The organism is Aeromonas sp. R5-4, from assembly GCF_040908215.1.
Taxonomy (GTDB): domain Bacteria; phylum Pseudomonadota; class Gammaproteobacteria; order Enterobacterales; family Aeromonadaceae; genus Aeromonas; species Aeromonas veronii.
Genome location: NZ_JBFODG010000003.1, coordinates 155,406 through 178,456, shown reverse-complemented (window position 1 = coordinate 178,456; position 23,051 = coordinate 155,406). Strand labels below are relative to the sequence as shown.

16 protein-coding genes are annotated in these 23,051 nt (G+C 60.3%); 9 read left to right on the top strand and 7 right to left on the bottom strand.

The genetic code is table 11. The features are described 5' to 3' along the window. The first annotated feature begins 91 nt into the window (after nt 1-91). From nuoM to AB5Y83_RS02545, 5 genes are all read left to right on the top strand, one after another. The gene (nuoM, locus tag AB5Y83_RS02565; RefSeq protein WP_270803735.1) at nt 92-1,636 is read left to right on the top strand and encodes an NADH-quinone oxidoreductase subunit M; all 1,545 of its coding nucleotides are present in this window, start codon (nt 92-94) and stop codon (nt 1,634-1,636) included. Further along, a complete protein-coding gene (nuoN, locus tag AB5Y83_RS02560) occupies nt 1,633-3,096 on the top strand; it encodes an NADH-quinone oxidoreductase subunit NuoN (RefSeq protein WP_129504218.1) in 1,464 nt (487 codons plus the stop codon). The genes nuoM and nuoN overlap by 4 nt, the downstream gene beginning before the upstream one ends. Nucleotides 3,097-3,328: 232 nt before the next feature. Continuing rightward, entirely contained in the window at nt 3,329-4,465 is a 1,137-nt protein-coding gene (locus AB5Y83_RS02555) for an FIST C-terminal domain-containing protein (protein ID WP_368174652.1), read from the top strand. Next, the gene (locus AB5Y83_RS02550; RefSeq protein WP_368174651.1) at nt 4,462-5,919 is read left to right on the top strand and encodes an HD domain-containing phosphohydrolase; all 1,458 of its coding nucleotides are present in this window, start codon (nt 4,462-4,464) and stop codon (nt 5,917-5,919) included. Before AB5Y83_RS02555 ends, AB5Y83_RS02550 begins: the two co-directional genes overlap by 4 nt. A gap of 1 nt (nt 5,920) precedes the next feature. Beyond that, nucleotides 5,921-7,459: an HD domain-containing phosphohydrolase gene (locus tag AB5Y83_RS02545; RefSeq protein ID WP_368174650.1), complete on the top strand. Its 1,539-nt coding sequence runs from the start codon at nt 5,921-5,923 to the stop codon at nt 7,457-7,459. Here AB5Y83_RS02545 and AB5Y83_RS02540 read toward each other — a convergent pair. The 6 genes from AB5Y83_RS02540 to AB5Y83_RS02515 all read right to left on the bottom strand — a co-directional run bounded on the left by AB5Y83_RS02540 (nt 7,456) and on the right by AB5Y83_RS02515 (nt 16,461). Next, entirely contained in the window at nt 7,456-9,372 is a 1,917-nt protein-coding gene (locus AB5Y83_RS02540) for a putative bifunctional diguanylate cyclase/phosphodiesterase (protein WP_368174649.1), read from the bottom strand. The two genes, AB5Y83_RS02545 and AB5Y83_RS02540, sit on opposite strands and share 4 nt — an antisense overlap. 1 nt (nt 9,373) lies before the next feature. Continuing rightward, nucleotides 9,374-9,856 carry a molybdopterin-binding oxidoreductase gene (locus tag AB5Y83_RS02535; RefSeq protein WP_368174648.1) on the bottom strand — a complete coding sequence of 161 codons (483 nt, stop codon included), beginning with the start codon at nt 9,854-9,856 and terminating at the stop codon, nt 9,374-9,376. Nucleotides 9,857-10,189: 333 nt separating this feature from the next. Then, complete coding sequence (locus AB5Y83_RS02530; protein ID WP_005337260.1) at nt 10,190-12,091, bottom strand: DEAD/DEAH box helicase; 1,902 nt, start codon at nt 12,089-12,091, stop codon at nt 10,190-10,192. A 180-nt stretch (nt 12,092-12,271) separates the two neighbouring features. After that, complete coding sequence (locus AB5Y83_RS02525; RefSeq protein ID WP_139747391.1) at nt 12,272-12,733, bottom strand: hotdog fold thioesterase; 462 nt, start codon at nt 12,731-12,733, stop codon at nt 12,272-12,274. A 168-nt stretch (nt 12,734-12,901) separates the two neighbouring features. Next, complete coding sequence (locus AB5Y83_RS02520; protein ID WP_368174647.1) at nt 12,902-13,390, bottom strand: hypothetical protein; 489 nt, start codon at nt 13,388-13,390, stop codon at nt 12,902-12,904. Then, nucleotides 13,390-16,461: an FAD-binding and (Fe-S)-binding domain-containing protein gene (locus AB5Y83_RS02515; protein ID WP_368174646.1), complete on the bottom strand. Its 3,072-nt coding sequence runs from the start codon at nt 16,459-16,461 to the stop codon at nt 13,390-13,392. The genes AB5Y83_RS02520 and AB5Y83_RS02515 overlap by 1 nt, the downstream gene beginning before the upstream one ends. Before the next feature lie 167 nt (nt 16,462-16,628). On the opposite strand from AB5Y83_RS02515, the gene AB5Y83_RS02510 reads away from it, so the two are divergent. From AB5Y83_RS02510 to AB5Y83_RS02495, 4 genes are all read left to right on the top strand, one after another. Next, complete coding sequence (locus AB5Y83_RS02510) at nt 16,629-17,555, top strand: cation diffusion facilitator family transporter (RefSeq protein WP_005352774.1); 927 nt, start codon at nt 16,629-16,631, stop codon at nt 17,553-17,555. A 300-nt stretch (nt 17,556-17,855) separates the two neighbouring features. Further along, on the top strand, nt 17,856-19,391 hold the full coding sequence (locus AB5Y83_RS02505) for a TerC family protein (RefSeq protein ID WP_139460187.1): 1,536 nt from the start codon (nt 17,856-17,858) through the stop codon (nt 19,389-19,391). A 196-nt stretch (nt 19,392-19,587) separates the two neighbouring features. Next, nucleotides 19,588-20,709, top strand: a complete 1,122-nt coding sequence (locus AB5Y83_RS02500; RefSeq protein WP_368174645.1) for an alkene reductase — start codon at nt 19,588-19,590, stop codon at nt 20,707-20,709. Between the two features lie 146 nt (nt 20,710-20,855). Next, the gene (locus AB5Y83_RS02495; protein WP_368174644.1) at nt 20,856-21,842 is read left to right on the top strand and encodes a zinc-binding dehydrogenase; all 987 of its coding nucleotides are present in this window, start codon (nt 20,856-20,858) and stop codon (nt 21,840-21,842) included. 97 nt (nt 21,843-21,939) lie between these two features. On the opposite strand, the gene AB5Y83_RS02490 is transcribed toward AB5Y83_RS02495, so the two are convergent. Continuing rightward, a complete protein-coding gene (locus tag AB5Y83_RS02490; protein ID WP_368174643.1) occupies nt 21,940-23,004 on the bottom strand; it encodes an adenosine deaminase in 1,065 nt (354 codons plus the stop codon). Nucleotides 23,005-23,051 lie beyond the last annotated feature (47 nt).

Genomic DNA, 23,051 nt, shown 5'->3' with positions numbered 1-23,051 from the left:
ACAACACGAAGACCGAAACAGCCGGGCTGTTTGCTCTCCCTGATGGAACAGGGAGCGCAATCTCATATGAACTTGAACGAGAGCTGATACCGTGACCTTACTCTGGATCTTGCTAATTCCTTTTATCGGCGGCTTGCTCTGCTGGCAGATGGAGCGTCTCGGCGGGCAGTTTGTCCGCTGGGTTGCCCTGCTCTCCATGAGCGCCAGCCTGCTGCTCTCCTGTGCCATCTGGCTAAGTGGTGATTTCTCCCTTGCCACCACGGGTCTCGACAGCGCGGGCGTCACCGGTGCTGCCTCCGCCTGGGCCGCCGAGTGGCACCTGCCGTGGATCCCCCGCTTTGGCATCTCTTTGCATCTGGCGGTGGATGGCCTGTCGCTCTTGATGGTGATCCTCACCTGCTTTATCGGGGTACTGGCCATCCTCTGTTCGTGGAAAGAGATCGTGCAACGCATCGGCTTCTTCCATCTGAACCTGCTCTGGATCCTGGGTGGCGTGCTCGGGGTCTTTATGGCGCTGGATCTGTTCCTCTTCTTCTTCTTCTGGGAGATGATGCTGGTTCCCATGTACTTCCTGATTGCACTCTGGGGCCATTCGGTCACTGACGGCAAATCACGGATCAACGCCGCGACCAAGTTCTTCATCTACACCCAGGTGAGCGGCCTTATCATGCTGGTGGCCATCATCGGGCTGGTGCTGACCCACCAGCATGCCACCGGAGTCTTCACCTTCAACTATCTGGAGCTGCTCAATACCCCGATGAGCAAGGGAGTTCAGTGGCTGCTGATGCTGGGCTTCTTTATCGCCTTCGCGGTCAAGATGCCGCTGGTGCCGCTGCACGGCTGGCTGCCGGATGCCCACAGTCAGGCGCCGACCGCAGGCTCGGTGGATTTGGCAGGTATTTTGCTCAAAACCGCCGCCTACGGTCTGCTGCGTTTTGCCTTGCCGCTCTTCCCCGAGGCGTCCGCCGAATTTGCTCCCTACGCCATGGTGCTGGGCCTGATCGGTATCGTCTACGGCGCCATCGTGGCCTTTGCCCAGACCGACATCAAACGGCTGGTAGCCTACACCAGCATCTCCCACATGGGTTTTGTGATGATCGCCATCTACTCGGGTAGCGAGCTGGCCCTGCAGGGCGCCGTGGTGCAGATGATCGCCCACGGTCTCTCGGCTGCCGGCCTCTTTATCCTCTGCGGTCAGCTCTACGAGCGGTTGCACACACGGGATCTGCGCCAGATGGGCGGCCTGTGGGGACGCCTGCGCTATCTGCCCGGCGTGATGCTGTTCTTCTCGGTAGCGTCGCTCGGCATGCCGGGCACCGGCAACTTTGTCGGCGAGTTCCTGATCCTGGTCGGCAGCTTCCAGGTTGCCCCTGTCATCACGGCAGTCGCCACCTTCGGTCTGGTGCTGGCCTCGGTCTACTCTCTCATCATGTTGCAGCGCGCCTGCTTTGGCCCCGCCAAGGATGAGAGCATGCTCAAGGGGCTGGATCGCCGCGAGCTGACCATGATGATGGTGATCGCGGGCCTGCTGGTTCTGCTTGGCCTCTATCCCCAACCCGTGATTGACACCGCCAGCAGCAGCCTTATCAACGTGCTGCACTGGTATCTGCTGCCGACTGCTGGAGCCCTGCAATGACTTTCTCCGCTTCCCAACTGCTGGCACTGCTTCCCCTGCTGTTGACCACCGGGGCCATGGCGGCCCTGATGCTGGCCATCGCCTGGCGCCGCTGTGTCACCACCGCCTTTACCGTGACCATTGTTGGCCTCAACCTTGCTCTGTTCTCGCTGCCCATCGTGATGGCGCAAGGGGATCAGGGGGTCACCCCGCTGCTGCAAGTGGACAGTTACGCCGTCTTCTACATGGGACTGGTGCTCATCGGCGCCCTGGCCACCTGCACCTTCGGTCAATCGTGGCTGAAAGCCTACCCGGACAACCGGGAGGAGTTCTTCCTGCTGCTGCTGATCGCCACCGCTGGTGGTCTGGTGCTGGCCTGCTCCCGTCACCTCGCCTCTCTCTTTATCGGGATCGAGATGCTGACCCTGCCGATGTTCGGTCTGGTGGGTTACGCCTACCGCGAGCGCCACTCGCTGGAAGCCGCGGTGAAATATATGGTGCTCTCTGCCGCCGCCACCGCCTTCCTGCTGTTTGGCATGGCGCTGCTCTATGCGCAGGCAGGCAGCCTGAGCTTTGCCGCCCTGGGGCAGACCCTGGCCGAGAGCCCGGCTCACCATCCGCTGCTGATGGGCGGTTTGGGGTTAATGCTGGTCGGCTTTGCCTTTAAACTCTCCCTGGCCCCCTTCCACCTCTGGACCCCGGATGTCTACGAAGGTGCCCCGGCACCGGTCGCCACCTTCCTCGCCACCGTCAGCAAGGTGGCGGTCTTTGCCGTGCTGCTGCGCTTCTATCTGGCGGTACCGGCGGCGAGCGATCCCATGATCCACTGGCTGCTGGCAGCCATGGCGGTCATCTCCATCCTGGTCGGCAACCTGCTGGCCCTGGTGCAGACCAACATCAAGCGGATGCTGGGTTACTCCTCCATCTCCCACTTCGGCTACCTGCTGGCGGTGATCGTGGCGAGCCGATTCGGCCAGATGCCGGTGGAAGCAGCCGGGGTCTATCTGCTGATGTATCTGTTCACCAGCCTGGGTGCCTTTGGGGTGGTGAGCATGATGTCGAGCCCCTATCGCGGCAAGGATGCCGACTCCCTGCACAGCTATCGTGGTCTGTTCTGGAAGCGCCCCTATCTGACTGCCGTACTGACGGTGATGATGTTGTCACTCGCGGGCATCCCGATGACCCTCGGCTTTATCGGCAAGTTCTACCTCATCGGCGTCACCGTCGAGGCGCAGCTCTGGTGGCTATCCGGTGCCATCGTGCTCGGCAGCGCACTGGGTCTCTACTACTACCTCAAGGTGATGGTGACCCTCTATCTGCGCGAACCGGGTATGCAGCAGCGGGATGCCAGCGCCGACTGGGCTCTCTCCTCCGGTGGTGTGGTGGTGCTGCTCTCTGCAGCGCTGGTGGTGTTGCTGGGGCTCTATCCCCAGCCGGTCATCAGCCTGGTACAAGGGTTCCAGCACGTGGTATTGCAGTAACCGTTACCGTCGCTACCCCTCATTACCCGCAAAACCGGCAGCCTTGGCTGCCGGTTTTCTATTTCCGGCCCGACAGCATCGCGCACTCCACAGGTCAGCAAATGACAGATCAGTCAGCGAGGGTGATGCCCATCATGGTTTTTGCCATACAACCAGAACCGGGCGAGATCCTCATACCCTCTTGAATTCCTTATTGATATATTGGTTATATTCTGGAATGGAGTTCAGATTGATGAAGCAACACTACGTTTGCCAATTTAACCCGACAGAACTGGCCGCCACGCTGGCACCCTTGCAAGGAGGCAAGCTGACCATACTGCTGGCCGAACAGGATTGCGCGCAGGTTCCCCTGTTGCAGCAGTTGTGCCGCGACTTCAACATCGCCCTGGATGGCGCCATTTTCCCCCAGCTGATCGGTGCGCAAGGATTGTTGCCGCAGGGGGCCTGGCTACTGCCCAGAGCCAACCCCTATCACGCCACACTGCTGCCCCTGACACCGCAGGCCAGCGCAGCATCCCTTGCCCACCTGATTGCGGAACAGGTGGAGAACATGCTGGCCACCTGGCCAACCCCTTCGCCGCCACCAACCCTGTTTCTGACCTTCGACAACCTCATTCCCAATATCGCCTCCATTCTGGATGCGCTTTATCTGCAACTGGCCAATCGCGTCAACTATGCCGGCGCCAATGCAGGCAGCAGCAGCTTCACCCCCCTTGCCTGCCTGTTCGACAATCAACGGCAACTTGCCTACGGGGTCACCTGCACGCTGCTGCCCAGCAACAGCTTTCCCTTTCTGGAACATGGTTACCAACTTTCGGCCCAACCAATGCTGGCCACCAGCAGTGAAGCGAACCAGATTGCCTACATCGATTGGCAACCGGCCTTTCAAAAATATCAGGGGCTGATCCGCCAGCAATTCCAGCACACTATGGTGCGCGAGGAGCTCTACCGTTTCGTGGTGCACATGCCACTGGGCCTGCTGCGGGCCAACGGGGATGTGATTGTCAGGATCCCCGTCGAGGCAAACGATGACGGCGCCCTGCTCTGCGCCGGCGAGGTCGCAGAGCACAGCATCCTCACCCTGCTGAAGGCGCCAGAGAGTGCCACCGAACATGCCTGCTCACTGGCCAGGCGCCTCAACCAGCAACAAACCCTCACCCGGGCACACTTGTTGGAGGTCTACTACTGCGCAGGACGCCAGCTGCACTTCGACCAGCAGACGGTGACCGAGCTGCGCACCCTGCTGACCCACTCGGGGGCCGGCGATCTGGCAGGAGCCCTCTCCCTTGGCGAAATTGGCAGCGTGCGCCATGGGGATTACCCCCAATTTCATAACGGCGCCATTCTCTGTAACGGGGCAGTGATATGAACAACGACCACGCCATGGCCATCGTCTGCGATCTGGCGCTCTGCATCGGGCGTGAAGTGACGCTGGATGCGCTGCTCACCAAGGTACTGCAACGTTTTATGCATCACTGCGCCACGCCGGTTGGCGCGGTATTGCAGCAACAACGGGAGGGATACAAGCTGCTCAAGGTGATCGGCGACGAGCAGCTGCGTCAGCACACCGGCACCACCCTGACCCTGCCTGGGTGGGTCAGCGAGGAGGAGCACTGCCTGCTGCAACAGACGCTCCCCCTGCCGGGCAGCCGCCCCTACCAGTTTGCCTATCGGCTCAAGGTTGAAGGGGGTTATCTCATCTTGCTGCTCGCCCCCCAGCCACATCAGCAGATCGTACCGGTCTGCCATCTGTTCAGCCCGGTGCTCGGCAACCTGGCCCGCGCCATTTCCCTCTGCAAGGACAGCGAGCTGCTCGCCCTGCGTCAGCAGGCCGAACTGAAGGATCTGAAACACTTCAACGAATCCCTGCTCAAGGCCATCCCGATCCCGGTGTTCTACAAAGATATCGAAGGGCGATTTCTGGGCTGCAACCAGGCCTTCAATCAGGTGATCGGCATCGGCAAGGAGGCGCTGCTGGGTCGACGGGTCGAGGAGCTGCTGCCTGTCGGGCTTGCCGAGGCCTACAGCATGCGGGAAGCCGAGTTGCTGCGAAGTCGCCAGCCCCAGTGCATCGAACAGCAGTTGCATGACCGCAATGGCATGCGCTATCAGGTCATCTGTTTCAAGGATCTCTTCTATGACCATCAGGGGATGGTTGCCGGCATCATCGGCACCCTGGTCGACATCACCCGCCTCAAGGAGAGCGAGCGCCACCAGCGTGAGCTGCTGTTCCAGACCATCAGTGCCCTCGCCAGCGCCATCAGCCACAAGGATCGCAACAGTGCGGGCCATGAGCTGAAGGTGCGCGATTTGGCACTGGCCATCGGGCAGGCCATGCAACTGCGGCAAGAGCGGCTGGATGCGCTGGGACTGGCGGCCATGGTGCACAATATTGGCCTGCTGCAGATCCCCACCGAGATCATCACCCGCCCCCGTGAATTACGGCCGGTGGAGTTCGAACTGATCAAGCAGCACCCCCAGGCCGGCCACGATATTCTCAAACAGATCGACTTCCCCTGGCCCATCGCCACCATAGTGCTGCAGCACCACGAAAACCTCGATGGCAGCGGCTATCCGCAGGGGCTGGCGGGCAGCGCCATTACCCTGGAGGCGCGCATTATCCGGGTGGCCGATTCGCTGATCGCCATGACCTCCCATCGCCCGTTCCGCCGGGCCATGCCTCTGAGTGACGCCATTGCCGAACTGACCCGCTATGCCGGGATCCGTTACGATGAAAAAGTGGTCAACAGCTGTATCGTGCTCTGGCAGACCGGCTACCACTTCGGCCCTCCCATCAGTCAACTTGCAGACAAGGCGGGATAAGATGTCCGAACTCCTCACCTCCTGTGCACTCCCCCACCCACTGACCGATGCACTCCCCTCCTCGGCGCTGTTGCTGACCCAGGTGATGGATCAGCTTCCCTATCGGGTGCTGCTCAAAGACACCCGATTCAGCTACATCGCGGGCAACCGCCTGCTGGCGGCGGATCTCGCCCTCTCACCAGAGGCACTGGTGGGCAAGAATGACTGCGACTTCTTTCCCCCCGAACTGGTACAACGCTATCGGGAGGATGACGCCCGAGTCATGCGCGAGGGAATACACCAACACATCGAAGAGCCCTATCTGAAGGGGGGAGAAGCTCGCTGGCTCAGCACCACCAAGTTTCCCCTGCGTGATGAGGCGGGGAGTATCGTGGGGGTCGGCGTCTTCTTCGAAGACATTACCGAGCAGAAGTGGCAGCAGGAGAAACTGCAACAGTACAGCTGGACCCAGCAGGCGATCAGCCGCGCCCACCACGCCCTGCTCAAACCGGGTGATGAGCCGCAACTGCTGCAGGATATCTGCGATGCCATCGCCGTCGATGACCGTTTTCCGCTGGTGGCAGTGCTGCAAGGCCAGCCCGATCTCGCCCAACCACCGAGGATCGTGGCGCAGGCAGGCAGTGCCGATGCATCGGAACAAACGTTGTGGTTGAACGATGATGCCCTCACCCAGGCCATCCTCCACCAGCGGCGCCTCAATCAGGTGATCTTCCACGAGCGGCCCCATACCGGCCGCCACCCGTTGCGCTCCCGCCTGCTGATCCCCTTGCCACTGCAGGAGGATCTGGCCGGTGCGCTGATCATTCACAGCGACCAGCCACGGCTGTTCAGCCAGGAGGAGGAGCAACTTTTTATCCAGCTGACCGACTACCTCGCCTACGGCCTGCAGGCGCGCCATACCCAGCAGGCTTATCTGCGCTCGCAACAGGAGAAGATCTTCCATGCCCGCCAGCTGGAGCTGGCACTGGAAGATGCGCTGGGTGCCATCGCCGCCGTGCTGGAGCAGCGCGATCCCTATACCGCTGGCCATCAGAAACATGTGGCCAAGCTGGCCCAAGCCATCGGCCGGGAACTCAGGCTGGAAGAGAAGCGGCTGCGGGGGATCTATCTGGGCGCCATGGTGCACGATATCGGCAAGATCCAGGTACCGGCCGAAATTCTCACCAAACCGGAGCGCCTCACGCCGCTGGAGTTCGAGCTGGTCAAGGAACACCCCGCCATCGGCTATCTGGTGCTCAAGGATATCGACTTCCCCTGGCCCATCGCCCGGATGATCCACCAGCACCACGAGTATCTCGATGGATCCGGCTATCCGCTGGGGCTCAAGGGGGATGAGATCCTGCTGGAGGCCCGCATCCTCACCGTTGCCGATATCGTCGAATCCATGTCCTCGGATCGCCCCTATCGCGCCGCCCTCGGCATTCCCCAGGCCAGGGAGCAGATCATCCAGATGCGCGGCCATCAGCTCGATGCGGATGTGGTGGATGCCTGTCTGCGGATCCTCGACCGGGGAGACTTTGTCCCCCAACCGCTCGGCTAACCCAGCGCCACCTCCTGCATGATGCTCCGATTGATAAAGTAGCGATGGCAGAACAGCAGAAAGTCCTGTAGTGGCAAGGGCCTGGAGTAGAAATAGCCCTGAATTTCATCCACCCCGATACTCAGCACCGCCTTCAGCTCATCATTGTTTTCCACCCCTTCCGCCACCACCCGCACACCGAGTTGATGAGAGAGGCTGGTGATCGCCTCGACGAACAAGGCCTGACGGGTATCGTTGTCGATGGCCGTGATAAATGAGCGGTCGATCTTGAGTTTGTCGAAATAGAGTTCCCGCAAGTAGGAGAACGATGACCAGCCGGTACCGAAATCATCAAGGGCAACCCGTACTCCAATCTGACGTAGGGTGTCGATGATTTGTTTGCTCAGCTCGATATCATCCAGAGCAATCGTTTCGGTCAGTTCGACGATCAGCTGTTGCAGGCTTAGCGGCCCCTCTCCCATGTTCTCATCCAGCTGGGCTGCCAACTCCATAGTGAACATGGAACTCGAGAGGTTGACCGAGATCTCCAGCGGTTCAATCAAGTCGCTCGGGAAAATGGCGAGATCATGTTGCAAGCGCCGGAAGATCCATAACCCGAGCGCCTCCCCCAGCCCGTTATCTTCCGCCAGCGAGATGATATCGAGGGGCGGAATAAACCCGTACTCCGGGTGATTCCAGCGGATCAGTACCTCAGCCCCCAGTCGCACCCTACATTGACCACGGACAATGGGCTGATAGTAGAGGCTCAACTGCAAATTGCTGTGGTGCTGGATCAGCTCGCGCAACTCGGTCGACAAACGGCGGTTACGCAGATAGTGCTGATACATGCTGCAGGAGAAAACCACGTAGCGATTCAGCCGCTTACGCTTGGCACTGTCGAGGGCGATATCGGCAAACAGCAGCATCTCCTCCGGCGTGTGTACCGGTCGCACGTACTGGCTGACCCCCATAAAGACCCGCACCCGGTGGGCGGGGTCAGTCGCCAAGGCGAGCCCGGCAAGTTCGTTACGCAGCTGCTCCAGAAATGGAAAACGCAAATAGGTGGGCATAACGCCGGAAATAATGATGGCAAACTCATCGCTACCGGTGCGGGCGGCAAAGATACCGTCAACCGATACGGCGCGGATCCGCTCGGCCAGTTGCGTCAGCAATGCATCCCCCACCTCGTAGCCCAGGCTGTCATTTACCTCCCTGAAATGGCCAAGATCCACCAGACAGACGGTCACGCTGCTGCGCCCCCCTTTATGTCCCGTCAGCTGCTTGAGGTGTTTGATCAAGGAGGCCCGGTTTGGCAAGCGGGTTAGCGCATCATTCCACGCAAGAAAGTGCTGGTGGCGCACTTCGCGAAACAGCATCAGCAGCATCACCACGGTCGCCAACATCAAGAAAGCCAGAATGAAGAAGTTCTGGATACGCGACGAGTTGAGTACCTCCCGCTGGGCAATAGCGGATGGGCCGGTGAAATTTTTCACCATCACATCGCGGATCGCAGCCAGATCCCGAGCCAACTCCTCGGCAAAACGAGCAAGTTCTTTTGAATCTCGCTCTCCGCTGACCACGGCCTGCTCATACTTCTCGAACAGAGTCATGATCTTGCCTGCTGCCTGTTCAGCCCCAAAGCGGGTTCTCACCGGCTTTGCCTCCTCCCCGTGCAGGAAGACATCGAGCCGGTTCCAGGCAATATCAAAGCGCTTGTTCATCTCTTCCTGACTGGTCGAACCGGTGCGATAGAGAGAGAGCGCTTCATCAAAGCCATGGATTTCCAACTCCAGCTGCGCCAACGCCCAGGCGGAGAGCTGGGTATAGCGAGTCACTGCATTGAATGCACGGTCATAGTTCCAGACCGACCAGATGGCGACCCCCAAAAAGGCAGTCACCATCAGGATCAAGCTCAGAAACTTGCCGCGCAGCATCTTATTTGCTCTCGATCGCCGTCAGTTGCCACACCATCCGGCTGTGATAGAGCTCCTTGTTCAGCTCCGGGTGATCAGAGAGGGGATAGATGATCCAGAGCGGTCCTTTGTTGCGCAGGGTCAACGCCTTGCCATCCTGCTTCTCGGCCAGCAGTACCGCATATTTATCTCCATCTTCCAGCGGCACCGCCGCCCAGTAGTCATTGATGGCGACCGCCTTGACCTCCGCACCCTTGAGACCATATATCTTGACCAGCTCTCGCAGCAGCACGCCACGATAGGTGTGACCCCCCTCGGTCCAGGGGGTCTGGGTCCTGACCTCTGTCTGAGGTAAGGCCTCAAACTCGGCCCGGGTCAACACGACCTCCCCTTTACCATTGCAACAGCCATCTCCTTTAATCTTGAGGAAAGGCTCATCAGCCAACACCATGCCAGAAACAAGACAGCCGGATAACAGCAGCATCCTGCCAAGCCATCCACCCATGATAAACCTCCGTATCGTACTGTTTGTTTTATTGGTTTCACTCTGTCCACCCACATGGCAACGGCAGAGTCATAATGCAAAACAATGTTGCTGCAACCAGCTCACCACAACAGGCAACCAGCATCAGGCTGTACCCGAATGCCACCTAAAGCATGGCATCCTGGCTCCGAATGTCACAACTGCATCGGAAAATATTCATGTCCCTTTGGTTCACGACCTGGCTTGTGGAACAGAAATATGACCCCCATACAGGCAAACTGACGGTACAGTCCCTATCGCAGATACAAAAAAAGGCCGCTCAATGAGCGGCCTTCTTCATAACGGGATCAGCAATCAGCTTTCGCGACGCTTGCCACCGAATTTGCGATCTTTGTTGAAGCCACCTTCACGGCGCTCCCCGCTCTTGTTGAACGGACGGTCACCCTGGGGACGGCGATCCTTGTTGAAAGGACGGTCGCCACGGAACGGACGATCACCACGGGGCGGACGGCTGCTGGTGTTGCCACCGGCCGGCACTTCGGTGTAGCGAGTGATCTGCAGCGGACGCTGGCAAACACGGGCTTTCTTGATCACTTCCAGTACATCGGCGGTCATGCCTTTCGGCAGATCGACGGTGGAGAAGTCATCGGCGATGTCGATGTTGCCGATGAAGCGGCTCTCGATGTTCGCTTCGTTGGCGATGGCGCCCACGATCTGGCCCGGCTTGACGCCGTGATGGGCACCCACGTCTACGCGGTAGCGCTCCATCTCCACGTCCGGGTTGTCTTTCAGCGGACGCGGTTCGAGGGACGGCATGCGACGGGCAGGACGATCGCCACGGTCACCGAAGTCACGACCACCACGGTCGTTGAAGTCACGGCGCTCGAAGCCACCACGATCGTTGCCAGCATTCAGCAGCGGATCTGGAATGGAGTCATCCAGCAGCAGCGGTTGGTCACCCTGTACCAGCTTGGCCAGTGCGGCAGCCAGCTCCAGCGGATCGGCAGAATCCTCTTCGATCAGCTCGTTTACCAGGTTGTGGTAGATCTCGAGCTCTTCACCCATCATGGTTTCGCGGATGCGCTCTTTGAACTTGGCCAGACGATGCTGGTTAATGTCCTCGGTGCTCGGCATCTTCATCGGCTCGATGGCCTGACGAGTTGCGTGCTCGATGGCGCGCAGCATGCGACGCTCGCGCGGAGCAACGAACAGGATGGCTTCGCCTTTACGACCGGCACGACCGGTACGGCCGATACGGTGAACGTAAGATTCGGTGTCGTACGGAATGTCGTAGTTCACTACGTGAGTGATGCGCTCAACGTCCAGACCACGGGCGACAACGTCGGTGGCGATCAGGATATCCAGCTGGCCTTGACGCAGTTTGTCGACGGTACGCTCACGCAGTTTCTGCGGGATGTCGCCGTGCAGTGCTTCACAGGCGTGACCACGGGCGGCCAGCTTGCCAGCCAGCTCTTCGGCAGCGTTCTTGGTACGCACGAATACCAGCAGTGCTTCGTAGGATTCCACTTCCAGCAGACGGGTCATGGCGTCCAGCTTGTGCAGACCGGTTACCTGCCAGTAACGCTGGCGAATAGTGGTAGCGGTAGCAGTCTTGGAGGCGATCTTGATCTCTTTGGGCTGCTTCAGGTGCTTCTGGGCCACACGACGGATCTGCTCCGGCATGGTGGCAGAGAACAGAGCAACCTGACGAGTGCTCGGGCACTGCTCCATGATCCAGTCAACGTCGTCGATGAAGCCCATACGCAGCATTTCATCAGCTTCGTCCAGTACCAGAGCTTTCAGGCCGGAGAGGTCCAGGTTCTTGCGACGGATCAGGTCCATCACGCGGCCCGGAGTACCAACGACAACCTGGGCACCACGACGCAGGGCGCGGGTCTGGGTTTCGTAGGAGGCACCGCCGTAGATCGGCAGTACGTGGAAATCAGGCATGTGGTGGGCGTAGCGTTGGCACGCTTCAGCCACTTGCAGCGCCAGTTCGCGGGTAGGCGCCAGCACCAGGATCTGGGTGTTGCGGTTACCAGCTTCCAGACGAGACAACAGAGGCAAGGCAAAAGCAGCGGTCTTCCCTGTACCGGTTTGCGCCTGCCCCAGCAGATCGTGTCCCGCCATCAGGTGGGGAATTGCTGCGGCCTGGATCGGTGACGGGCGCTCATAGCCCACGTCCTGCAGCGCTTTCAATACAGGCGCGGCCAGTCCAAGCTCACTAAAAAGGGGCAGTTGTTCGGTATCAGACATAGATTCTTCCAGATTAAGGCAGGCGGCTAACACCGCGGAATAGCAAAAAGGCGGCGATTATAGCGCCACTTTGTTCTGCTGTCTTGAAAAATGTGATAAGCCTCTCAAGACGTTGGCAATTATAGAGGGATCTGACGAGTATGGCTTGCTTATTTTGCACTCATAGTGCGTTATTGCAGATCACTCCTCGCTGGAGTCCTTGCCCCGCTTGTGTTTGAGCACCGCCATGGTCAGTCGACTGGTGCACAATAAACGCTCACGTTCGTCCCGAATTTCAATCTGCCACACCTGGGTTGTTGCTCCCAGATGGAGCGGCGTGCAACGCCCGGTCACCACCCCTTCCCGTTTGGCCCGCAGATGGTTGGCATTCACCTCCAACCCCACACAGTAGCTATCTGGCCCCACCGCCATATTGGCCGCCAACGACCCAAGCGTCTCCGCCAGCACCACGGATGCGCCGCCATGGAGCATGCCAAGGGGCTGGTGAGTGCGATGATCCACCGGCATGGTCGCTTCAAGCCAATCGGCGCCAAAAGCGGTGTAGACGATATCGAGATGGGCCATCAGGGTGTTGCGAGAGGTGGCGTTGAGCCCCTCCAGACTCATGGGTTTACGCCAGATGGGCGCAATATCGTGACTCATTGCGAGCAGACTCCTTATGTTAGCGATGAATGCGTACCGATATGAGTGAAACGCCCTCCATCGGCAAAATGGTTCGGTTATGTGAGTTGTTGGTTACCAGGTGACGTGGTAACAACGCAGCCCCTACCCGGAGCTACGTGTTACACAATCATGCCCTTAGGCTGGATGTCACCAGGGATAGGTAACGCCGGGCCACTCGGACCAAGGCACATCTCGCCCCGGCAAGCGGGGGTCTGGCCACTGCCACACCCTGGCGAGCCACTCGCGCAGCTGAATCTCCAGCGCCTCATCCGTGATGGGCGCCTCTGCCACCTTCCAGAAGAAGAGCTCCACCGCTACCTCCGGCAGCACCGAGGGGTAGAGATAAACCCCCCCCCAAAATTGTGGCTCCCGATCCGGGCTCCAGAGGCCATAGGCGAACGAGCGCTTGGCCAGAAACTCCGACTGCTGCCACTCCAGGTCCCCTTCGTGCTGGCTCAGGCTGAAGTTGGCGGAGGGCCAGATATCGTTCGGGCGAAACAGCTGATGGAGCTGCTCGCGCTCGCGCAACATGGCGACAAACTCCACCACCGCCTGAGCAGGAGTGGCGGGTAACAGCAAGAAACGCGGGTGCCGATAGGCCTTCGGCACCCGAAACCGCTTGGGAAACGTCAGCATCAGAGCAGCTCCAGCAGGGCTTGCAATGGATGTTTGAGCTTTTCCCCCTCCATCCGCTTGACCTGACTGCGGCACGAATAGCCAGTTGCCAGACAGCGCGCTTTGGGTAGACGGGCGAGCGGGTCGGCCCAGCTCAACCCATAGATGCCCTTGGAGTTCTCCACCTGTTTGACGTCGTGACCATAGGTGCCCGCCATACCGCAGCAACCCACAGAGACCGGCTGCAAACTGGCCCCGAAGCGGCCAAACAGGGTACTCCAGTCGCCGTGGGTCGAGGGCTTGGCGGTCTTCTCGGTGCAGTGGGCAAACAGATACCAGGGCTCGCTCCCCTCCTCGCTCTTTGCCTTGTTGGCGCGAGTAGGCAGTTGATCAGCCGGCAGCGAGAGCAGCCACTCCTGCGGCAACAACACCTGAAAATCACCGCGGGCCGACCCCAGCGCCTTGGCATACTCGTCGCGATAGCAGAGCACCATGGCTGGATCCACCCCCACCATGGGAATGCCAAGCGCCGCCACCTTGTTGAGGAACTGGGCGCTGTTGGCAGCAGTGCGGGCAAAGGCGCGCAGGAACCCCTTGATATGCTGGGGTTTACCGTTGGGTTTAAAAGGCAGCAAGTAGGGCTGAAAGCCGAGCTTGCTGGCGAGTTTCACCAGGTCGCGCACCACGGGGGCGTCGTAATAGCTGGTGAAGGGATCCTGCACGATGAGCACTACCTGCTTGCGCTGCTCGGCGCTCATCCGCTCCAACCCCGGCAGATCAAAATAGCGGGCACGGTTGTCGTGCAGGCTCTCGGCAAGGGTCGGCACCGAGAGCAGCGGCACATCAACCATGCCGATACTCTTCTCGGTCGCCTTCTGGGCCCACTCTTTTTCGAGGAAGAAGTTGACCAGCTTCGGCGCCTTGGCAAGCAGCGGGGCATAGCTCTCCACCGTGCCGACAAAATAATCCTTCGGCGCACGCAGGTAGCGGCCGTGATAGAGCTGCATAAAGCGGGCGCGAAAATCGGGCACATCCACCTTGATCGGACACTGGCTGGTGCACGCCTTGCAGGCCAGACAGCCCGCCATCGCCTCCATCACCTCGTGGGAGAAATCATACTCGCCGCGCCGTTTGGCCCAGCTGTTGCGCACCTTGTCCACCAGCTGTTTGAAGCGTACGCCACCGGATTGCAGCGCCACCTCTTCCGCCAACGGATCGAAGCCCTGCTCCGCCAGCTGACGCAACCATTCACGCATCAGACCCGCCCGCCCTTTGGGGGAGTGGCGGCGATCACGGCTGATCTTGACCGAGGGGCACATGGGGGAGTCGGTCTCGAAGGTGAAGCACAGACCGTTGCCGTTGCAATCCATGGCGCGGGTGTAGCTGGTGCGCACCGCGAGCGGGATCTGGCGGTCATACTTGCCGCGCTTGGGGCCATCCACCGACACCAGCTCGGCGCCGCTACCGTAGGGGATACAGATCTTGCCCGGGTTGATGCGGTTGCCCGGGTCGAACGCCCCCTTGACCCGCTGCAGCTCTTCCCACAGCTCGCCAAAGAAGGCGGGGCTGTATTCGGAGCGAAAGCCCTTGCCGTGCTCCCCCCACATCAGGCCACCATATTTGGCGGTGAGCGCCACCACCTGATCGGAGATGCGGCGCAGCAGCACCTCCTGCTCGGGGTCGCACAAATCCAGCGCCGGGCGCACGTGCAGCACACCGGCATCGACGTGGCCAAACATGCCGTAGTCGAGGCCGTGGGCATCCAGCAGAGCGCGAAACTCCATGATGAAATCGGCCAGGGATTCGGGCGGCACGGCGGTATCTTCCGTGAAGGCCACCGGCTTCTTGCGCCCTTCGGCGTTGCCCAGCAGCCCCACCGACTTCTTGCGCATGGTGTAGATGGTTTCGATGCTCGGCAAGTGGTCACACACCTGATAGCCGATGATCCCCGCCTCGCCCTTGGCCAGCAGCTCGTCGATACGGCGGCAGAGCTCCGCCACCTTGGCCTTGTGTTCCGCCTCGTCGGTGTCGGCAAACTCGACAATGTTGAGCCCTTGCAGATCCTTGCCGGGCACATCCTGAATAAGTTCTTTCACCGAATGCCAGATGATGTCGGCGCGGGCCAGCCCGAGCACCCGGGAATCCACCGTTTCCACCGACAGCGCTTGGGCCTCAACCATAAAGGGGGCATTGCGCAGGGCGGAGGGGAAACTGTCGTACTTGACGTTGACCAGGGTGCGGTAGCGCGGGATTGGCGTGATGTTGAGTCTGGCTTCGGTGATAAAGCCGAGAGACCCTTCAGATCCGCACAGCACCCGGCTCACATCCAGCGTGTCGGTATCGGGTTGATAGAGGTGCTTGAGATCGTAGCCGGTCAGAAAGCGGTTGAGCTTGGGGAAGGTCGCCTCGATGTCGGCGCGGCGCTCCTTGCCGATGCGATAGAGGGTGCGATAGATCTCTCCTTCGCGATTCTCCAGCGCCAGCTTGTCGGCCAGTCGCTCACCGGTCAGCGGCTCGGTCGCCATGATATCGCCATTCTCCAGCACCGCTTTGAGCCCCAGCACGTGATCCGAGGTTTTGCCGTAGACCAGAGACCCCTGCCCCGAGGCGTCGGTGTTGATCATGCCGCCTAAGGTGGCGCGGTTGGAGGTGGAGAGATCCGGCGAGAAGAAGTAGCCGTGGGGCTTGAGATAGGCGTTGAGCTGGTCTTTCACCACCCCGGCTTGGGCGCGCACCCACCCCTCATCCAGATTAATTTCCATGATCTGGTTCATATAACGGGAGAGATCGACGATAATGCCGCCGCCCAATGACTGGCCATTGGTGCCGGTACCGCCACCGCGAGGAAAAAAACTCAAGGAGGCGAACGCCGGCTCTGCGGCCAGCTTGAGCATTGCTGCTATGTCGTCCGCACTGCGCGGATAGAGAACCGCCTGAGGTACTACCTGATAGACGCTGTTATCCGTCGCCATCGCCAACCGGCTTGCATAAGACTTTTCGATATCACCACGAAATGCGCTGCGCTCTAGCAACTCAAGAAACTGCAGGGTTGCGGGTGACAAACTGTCCTGGTAATCGAGTCTCGGGATCATGAATCCTTGTTCCCATCCTTTGCTTGATGCCGGCACGCCGGCGACAACGACTGGCCAGCCGCCTGTCAATAGCAGTCAGGCCAGTCCGCTCACATGTGAGCGGGCAGTATATCAGCTAGAAAACCGCTTGCGCTTGGCAATATTCACCATTTGAAAGGAGGACTTTTATGGCTCACCACAGCCATGTTATCAGTACGCTGGTCACCACCGAAAAACAGGCGCTTACCCTGTCGCTGTTCGGTTGTATCACCTTTGCCATCTTCGGCATCGGCTACGGCCTCTTCGTCGGTTCCAACGCCATCATGCTCGATGGTATCTTCACCCTGTTCAGCATGGGTATGACAGGCCTCGGTCTTGTTACCGCCTATCTCGTTACCCGCCCTTCCGATGCGCGCTTCCAGTATGGCTATGCCCACTTCGAGCCCATCACCAACGTCATCAATGGCGCCATTATCTTGCTGCTCTGTCTCGGCGCCCTCTATAGCGGCATCACCACCCTGCTGGATGGCGGACGGGAGATCGATCTCGGCCACGCCCTTATCTATGCCGCCGTCTCCACCTTCTTCTGCGCCATCATCTATCGCATCGAAGCCCAGGTTGCCGAACAGGTAGACTCCGAGCTGGTGCGGGTCGACTCCAAGGAGTGGCTGGTGGATACCCTGCTCAGCGCCACTCTGCTTATCGGTTTCGTGGTCGCCATTGGCCTTGATGCCATCGGCTACGGCCAATACAACCGTTACATAGACCCGGTGCTGGTCTCGCTGCTGGCCCTCTGCGCCACCCTCATTCCCATCAAGGTGCTCGGTCGCAACCTGCGGGAAGTGTTGAAGATCGCCCCCAAGGGAGATGTGCCACGGCAAGTCGAGCAGGAGATCGAGGCGCTGCGCCAGCGCCACGGCATCGAGTGCTACAGCCATCTGGCCAAAAGCGGTCGCCGCTTCGATCTGGAATTGAACATTCTGGTGGCGCCGGGTCAGGAGTGGCCCGTCGAACGTCAGGATGCCCTGCGCCAGGAGCTCTGGTCTCGCCTTGGCGACACCCTGGGCGATGCCTGGCTCTCGGTCTGTTTCACCCGCGAAAAGCGCTGGTTGTAACGACCACACGGGGGAGAGCGGCACCGCCGCCTCCCCCTGTCGCATCACAACCCCATCACGCCCCACTGACACTGCTCTTGCCAAATTGGCGCCAGCCGCTATCATCAGGGCTCATTTTTCACCCGAGGTTTTATTGCCCATCATGGACAATCCCCGAAGTTGCCCTTCGTCTCTCTCTGTCAAAGCCTATCTTTTTCTATTTAATCAGCGCCTCTGAATAACACCTTTGCCTTGCTGTTACTGCGGCCATCGCGCGCCGTGATTACTCTCTGCTCTGTCTGTTTTTATTGAGGTCATACAATGGAATTGCTGCTGGATCCCCATATCTGGATTGGTCTGTTTACCCTGATCATTCTGGAAATCGTGCTGGGGATCGACAACCTGGTCTTTATCGCCATCCTGGTGAAAAAACTGCCCCCCGCCCAACGGGACAAGGCGCGCATCATCGGCCTGTCGCTGGCCCTGCTGATGCGACTAGGACTTCTGAGCGTCATGTCATGGCTGGTCACCCTGACCACCCCGATTTTGCATCTGTGGGATCACCCCTTCTCCGGTCGGGACCTGATCCTGATGGGGGGCGGCCTTTTCCTGCTGTTCAAGGCCACCTCCGAGCTGCATGAGCGGCTGGAAGCCAAACCCCAGGATGATGGCCCGGTCGGCGCCTACGCCAGCTTCGGCGTGGTGATCGCCCAAATTCTGGTGCTCGATGCGGTCTTCTCGCTCGACTCCATCATCACCGCCGTCGGCATGGTGGAACACCTGGGCGTGATGATGGCCGCCGTGACCATCGCCATGGTGGTGATGGTGCTCGCCTCCAAACCGCTGACCCGCTTCGTCAACGCCCACCCCACCGTGGTGGTGCTCTGTCTGAGCTTCCTGCTGATGATCGGCTTCAGCCTGGTGGCGGAAGGGTTCGGTTTCCATATTCCGAAGGGCTACCTCTACGCAGCCATCGGCTTCTCGGTGCTGATCGAGTTTTTCAACCAGCTTGCCCAGCGCAGCGCCATGCGTCACGAATCCAAACAGCCCCTGCGCGAGCGCACCACTGCCGCCATCTTCAAATTGATGGGCAGCAAGGCGTATCAGGACAGACCGGATGACGATCTGGATGCCGCACCTGCCGAACCGCTCAGCTTTGGCGAGGAGGAGCGCTATATGGTGACCGGGGTGCTGTCGCTGGCCGAGCGCTCCATTCGCACCATCATGACCCCGCGCTCGGAGATGGCCTGGATCGATATCAACGACTCCAGCGACGAGATCCGCGCCCTGCTGCAGCGCGAGCCCCACAGCCTGTTCCCTATCTGTGACGGGGATCTGGACGAGGTGATCGGAGTGGTCAAGGCGCGCGATCTGCTGTTTGCCTTGAACGAAGGGCAATCTTTGAGCGAGCTGGCCAAGCAGAACGATCCCATTATCGTGCCGCAGACCATCAACGTGATCCGCCTGCTGGCGGAGCTGCGCAAAGCCAAGGGGAGCCTTATTCTGGTCTCCGACGAGTTTGGCGTCATTCAGGGGCTGGTCACCACCCACGACCTGCTGGAGGCCATCGTCGGCGAGCTGCCAGACGAGGACGAAACTCCGGATATCGTGCGCGATGGCGAAGGGTGGCTGATCAACGGCAGCACCAACATCCACCATGTGGAGCAGGTGCTGGAGCACGAGGGGCTGGTGAGCGAGAGCGATGAATACGTGACCCTGGCCGGCATGCTGCTCTCCCACTTCGGCACCCTGCCCACCCCGGGTCAGCAGTTGCAACTGCAGCAGCTCAACTTCGAGGTGATCGAGGTGAGCGAGCGGCGCATCGAGCGGGTGAAAGTGATGCCCGCCACGGCTTGAGCCTGTCACCAGCAGAAAACCGAAGAGGGCCAGACGGCCCTCTTTTTTATGCTTCAACTTTATGCCTCAACGCCTTCTATCTCGGCGGTTTGCACTGATTGCTGCATCAAGCACAATTCTCTTGTGCAATTACCCCTCTTTTTCACAACAAGATGGCGGCATAAAGTGGCCTCACTTCCACCATGAGGAACTCAAGATGAGCCACGATCACCTGTTCTGCCCGCTGCGCCTTGGCCAGCTGCACCTTGCCAACCGCATCGTCATGCCCCCCATGACCCGCTCCCGTGCCAGTCAGCCGGGTGATGTGGCCAACGCCATGATGGCCAGCTACTACGCCCAGCGCGCTGAGGCGGGCCTGATCATCAGCGAAGGCACCCAAATCGACCCCATGGGCAAGGGCTATGCCTGGACGCCGGGCATCTACAGCGCCGAGCAGATCGCTGGCTGGAAACTGGTGACCGATGCCGTGCATGCCAAGGGGGGCACCATCTTCGCCCAGCTCTGGCACGTGGGCCGGGTCACCCATCCGGACAACATCGGCGGCGCCCAGCCCATCTCCGCTTCAGCTCTGCCCGCAGTGGGCGTCAAGGTGTTCGTCGATAACGGCAGCGATGCGCCGGGCTTTGTCGAGACCGTCACCCCGCGCGCCATGACCCAGGCCGATATCGATGCGGTAGTGGGCCAGTTCCGTCAGGCGGCACGCAACGCCATCAGCGCCGGTTTTGACGGCATCGAGCTGCACGCCGCCAACGGATACCTCATCAACCAGTTCCTCGACTCCGAATCCAACGCCCGCACCGACAGTTATGGCGGATCGCTGGAAAACCGGCTGCGCTTTCTCAAAGAAGTGACAGAAGCGGTTAGTAGCGAAATCGGGGCCGAACGTGTCGGGGTGCGTCTTGCGCCGCTCACCACCCTCAACGGCACCGTGGATGCCAATCCGCAGGAGACCTATCTGACGGCCGCCCGTCTGCTGGGCCAGCTCAACGTGGTCTACCTGCATATTGCCGAAGCGGACTGGGACGATGCCCCCCTGATGCCGGAGAACTTCAAGCAGGGTCTGCGGGATGCCTTCCCCAACACCCTGATCTATGCCGGCAAATATGATGGTGAGCGAGCTCGCGCCGCCCTCGAAGCCGGCTGGGCCGACATGATTGGCTTTGGCCGCCCCTTCGTCGCCAACCCGGATCTGCCGAACCGTCTGCGTCAAGGCTATCCACTGGCTCCCCACGATCCGGCCACCCTGTTTGGCGGCGGCGAAAAAGGGCTGACAGACTACCCCGTCTATCAGGCCGAGGACGCAACCACCAGCCGCTGATTGCCGATGGCCAACCGGCTATGTAACGCAGGCTCCACAGGTTGGGGCCTGCCGTATTGTTGCCCATTCGCAGCAGTGGCAGTTTCTCTGTATTGCTGTTGCAATGATCTCGTTGTTCTCTCCCCTCGCTTTCACAAGGAGTCATCATGAATCACACCCAAGCCTGGTGCTGGCATGCCCCCGGTGAACCGACCCAGCTTACCCTCGCCGATCTGCCCCTGGCACCGCTCGTCCCTGACGAGGTGCTGGTGGCAAACCGGGTCATCGCCTTCAATCCGGTGGACTGGAAGCTGATCGAATATGGCCACTCCAACTGGCACGACGGTCAGGTGCCCGGCGTCGATGGCATGGGCACTATCGTGGCCCTCGGCGCCAACGTCAGCCATCTGCGTCTCGGTGCCCGGGTCGCCTACCACACCGATCTGCGCCACCACGGCAGCTTTGCCCGCCACACTAGAGTACCGGCCCGCGCCCTGCTGCCGGTGCCTGATGCCCTGAGTGACGAGGCGGCCGCCGCCCTGCCCTGTCCCGGCCTCACCGCCTGGCAGGCGCTGGCCAAGCTGCCGCGCCTGCACGGGGAAGCGCTGCTCATCACAGGTGCCGGCAGCAGTGTCGGCCGTTTTGCGGTACAGCTCGCCCTCAAGCAAGGAGCGCGGGTCTTTGCCAGCGCCAGTCCACGCCACCATCAGTGGCTCAAGCAGATAGGTGTGCAGGGGGTGGCCGATTATCGGGATCCCGACTGGCTGGCCACCTTGCAGACTGCCAACGGCAACGAGCCGTTTGAGGGGATCATCGATCTGGTCTCCAGCCAACAGGCAGAGAGCCTGCTGCCCGCCCTTGGCTACTACGGTCACATGGTGACTGTGCTCGGGCGCATCCCGCACAATCCGTTGCCCGCCTTTAGCCATTGCCACTCATTGCACGAGATTGCGCTGGGCGCCCAGCACGCCTTTGGCACCGACAAGCAGTGGAGCCGACTGGTGGCCGCCGGTGTCGCCATGATGGAGCAGATGGCGAGCGGTGAGCTGACCCTGCCGCCGCTGGTGGTCGGCGACTTTGAGGAACTGCCCACCCTGCTCGAGCGCTTCAAGCGCGAAGGACAGGGCGAGAAGTTTCTGGTGCGGGTGGCATAACGCTGACCTCCCCCGATAACCACACCGACCATTGAAACGAAAGAGGCCCGCCAGTGATGACGGGCCTCTCTTTATCTCGACTTCCACAGGATCGGACTTAGTGCAGGATCACCCCGTGAGTTGCGGCATAACTGCGGATCTCCCGGGTCAGGCGCGCCTTGTCGGCCACAGAGAGCCAGCTCGCCTCCACCGCATTGAGCGACAAGCGGCAGAGCTGACACATGGTCGCGCCAAGGCCCTCGGCCAGCGCCACAAAGTTGGCATTCATATAGCCGCCAAAGTAGGCGGGATCGTCCGAGTTGATGGTGACGCAGAGCCCCTGCTCCAGCAGCCGCAACACATTGTGCTGGGCCATATTGCCGAACACCTTGAGCCGGGTGTTGGAGAGGGGGCAGACGGTGAGCGGCAAGCGGGTATCCGCCAGATAGCGCAGCAGCTCGGGATCATCGGCCGAGCGCACCCCGTGATCGATGCGCCGCACCTGCAGCTCGTTGATCGCCTGCCAGATGTAGTCGGCAGGCCCCTCTTCCCCCGCATGAGCCACTACCGGCAGCCCCAGCTCGCGGCATTTGGCAAAAATCCGGGCAAACTTGGTCGGCGGATTGCCCTTCTCCCCCGAGTCGAGGCCGATGCCATGAATGCGCGACAGGAAGGGCATAGCCTCTTCCAACGTAACGAACGCTTCATCCTCGCTCAGGTGGCGCAAAAAGCTCATGATCAGCCGCCAGCTGATGCCAAACTCCTGCTCCCCGCGCTGCAGCGCCCGCTCGATGCCGCCGAGCACGGTAGCAAAGGAGATACCGCGGGCAGTGTGGGTCTGCGGGTCGAAGAAGATCTCCACATGCACCACCTTGTCGGCAGCGCAACGCTCAAGATAGGCCCAGGTGAGGTCGAAGAAATCCTGCTCGGTCACCAGCACGCTGGCACCGCGATAGTAGAGGTCGAGAAAGGATTGCAGGCAGTCAAAGTCATAGGCGGCGCGCACACTGGCCACGTCGGGCCAGGGCAATGGCACACCGTTGCGGCGGCCCAGCTCAAACATCAGCTCGGGTTCGAGGCTGCCCTCGATATGCAGGTGCAGCTCCAGTTTCGGCAGTCCGGCGATAAATTGCGCGGCAGTGAGGTGTTCGGGGGTGACTGGCTTGGGAATCGGGGTGTCCATAGCGACGGCTCCATCAGCAAAGTGATCCGGCGTCAGCCCCTCCACCA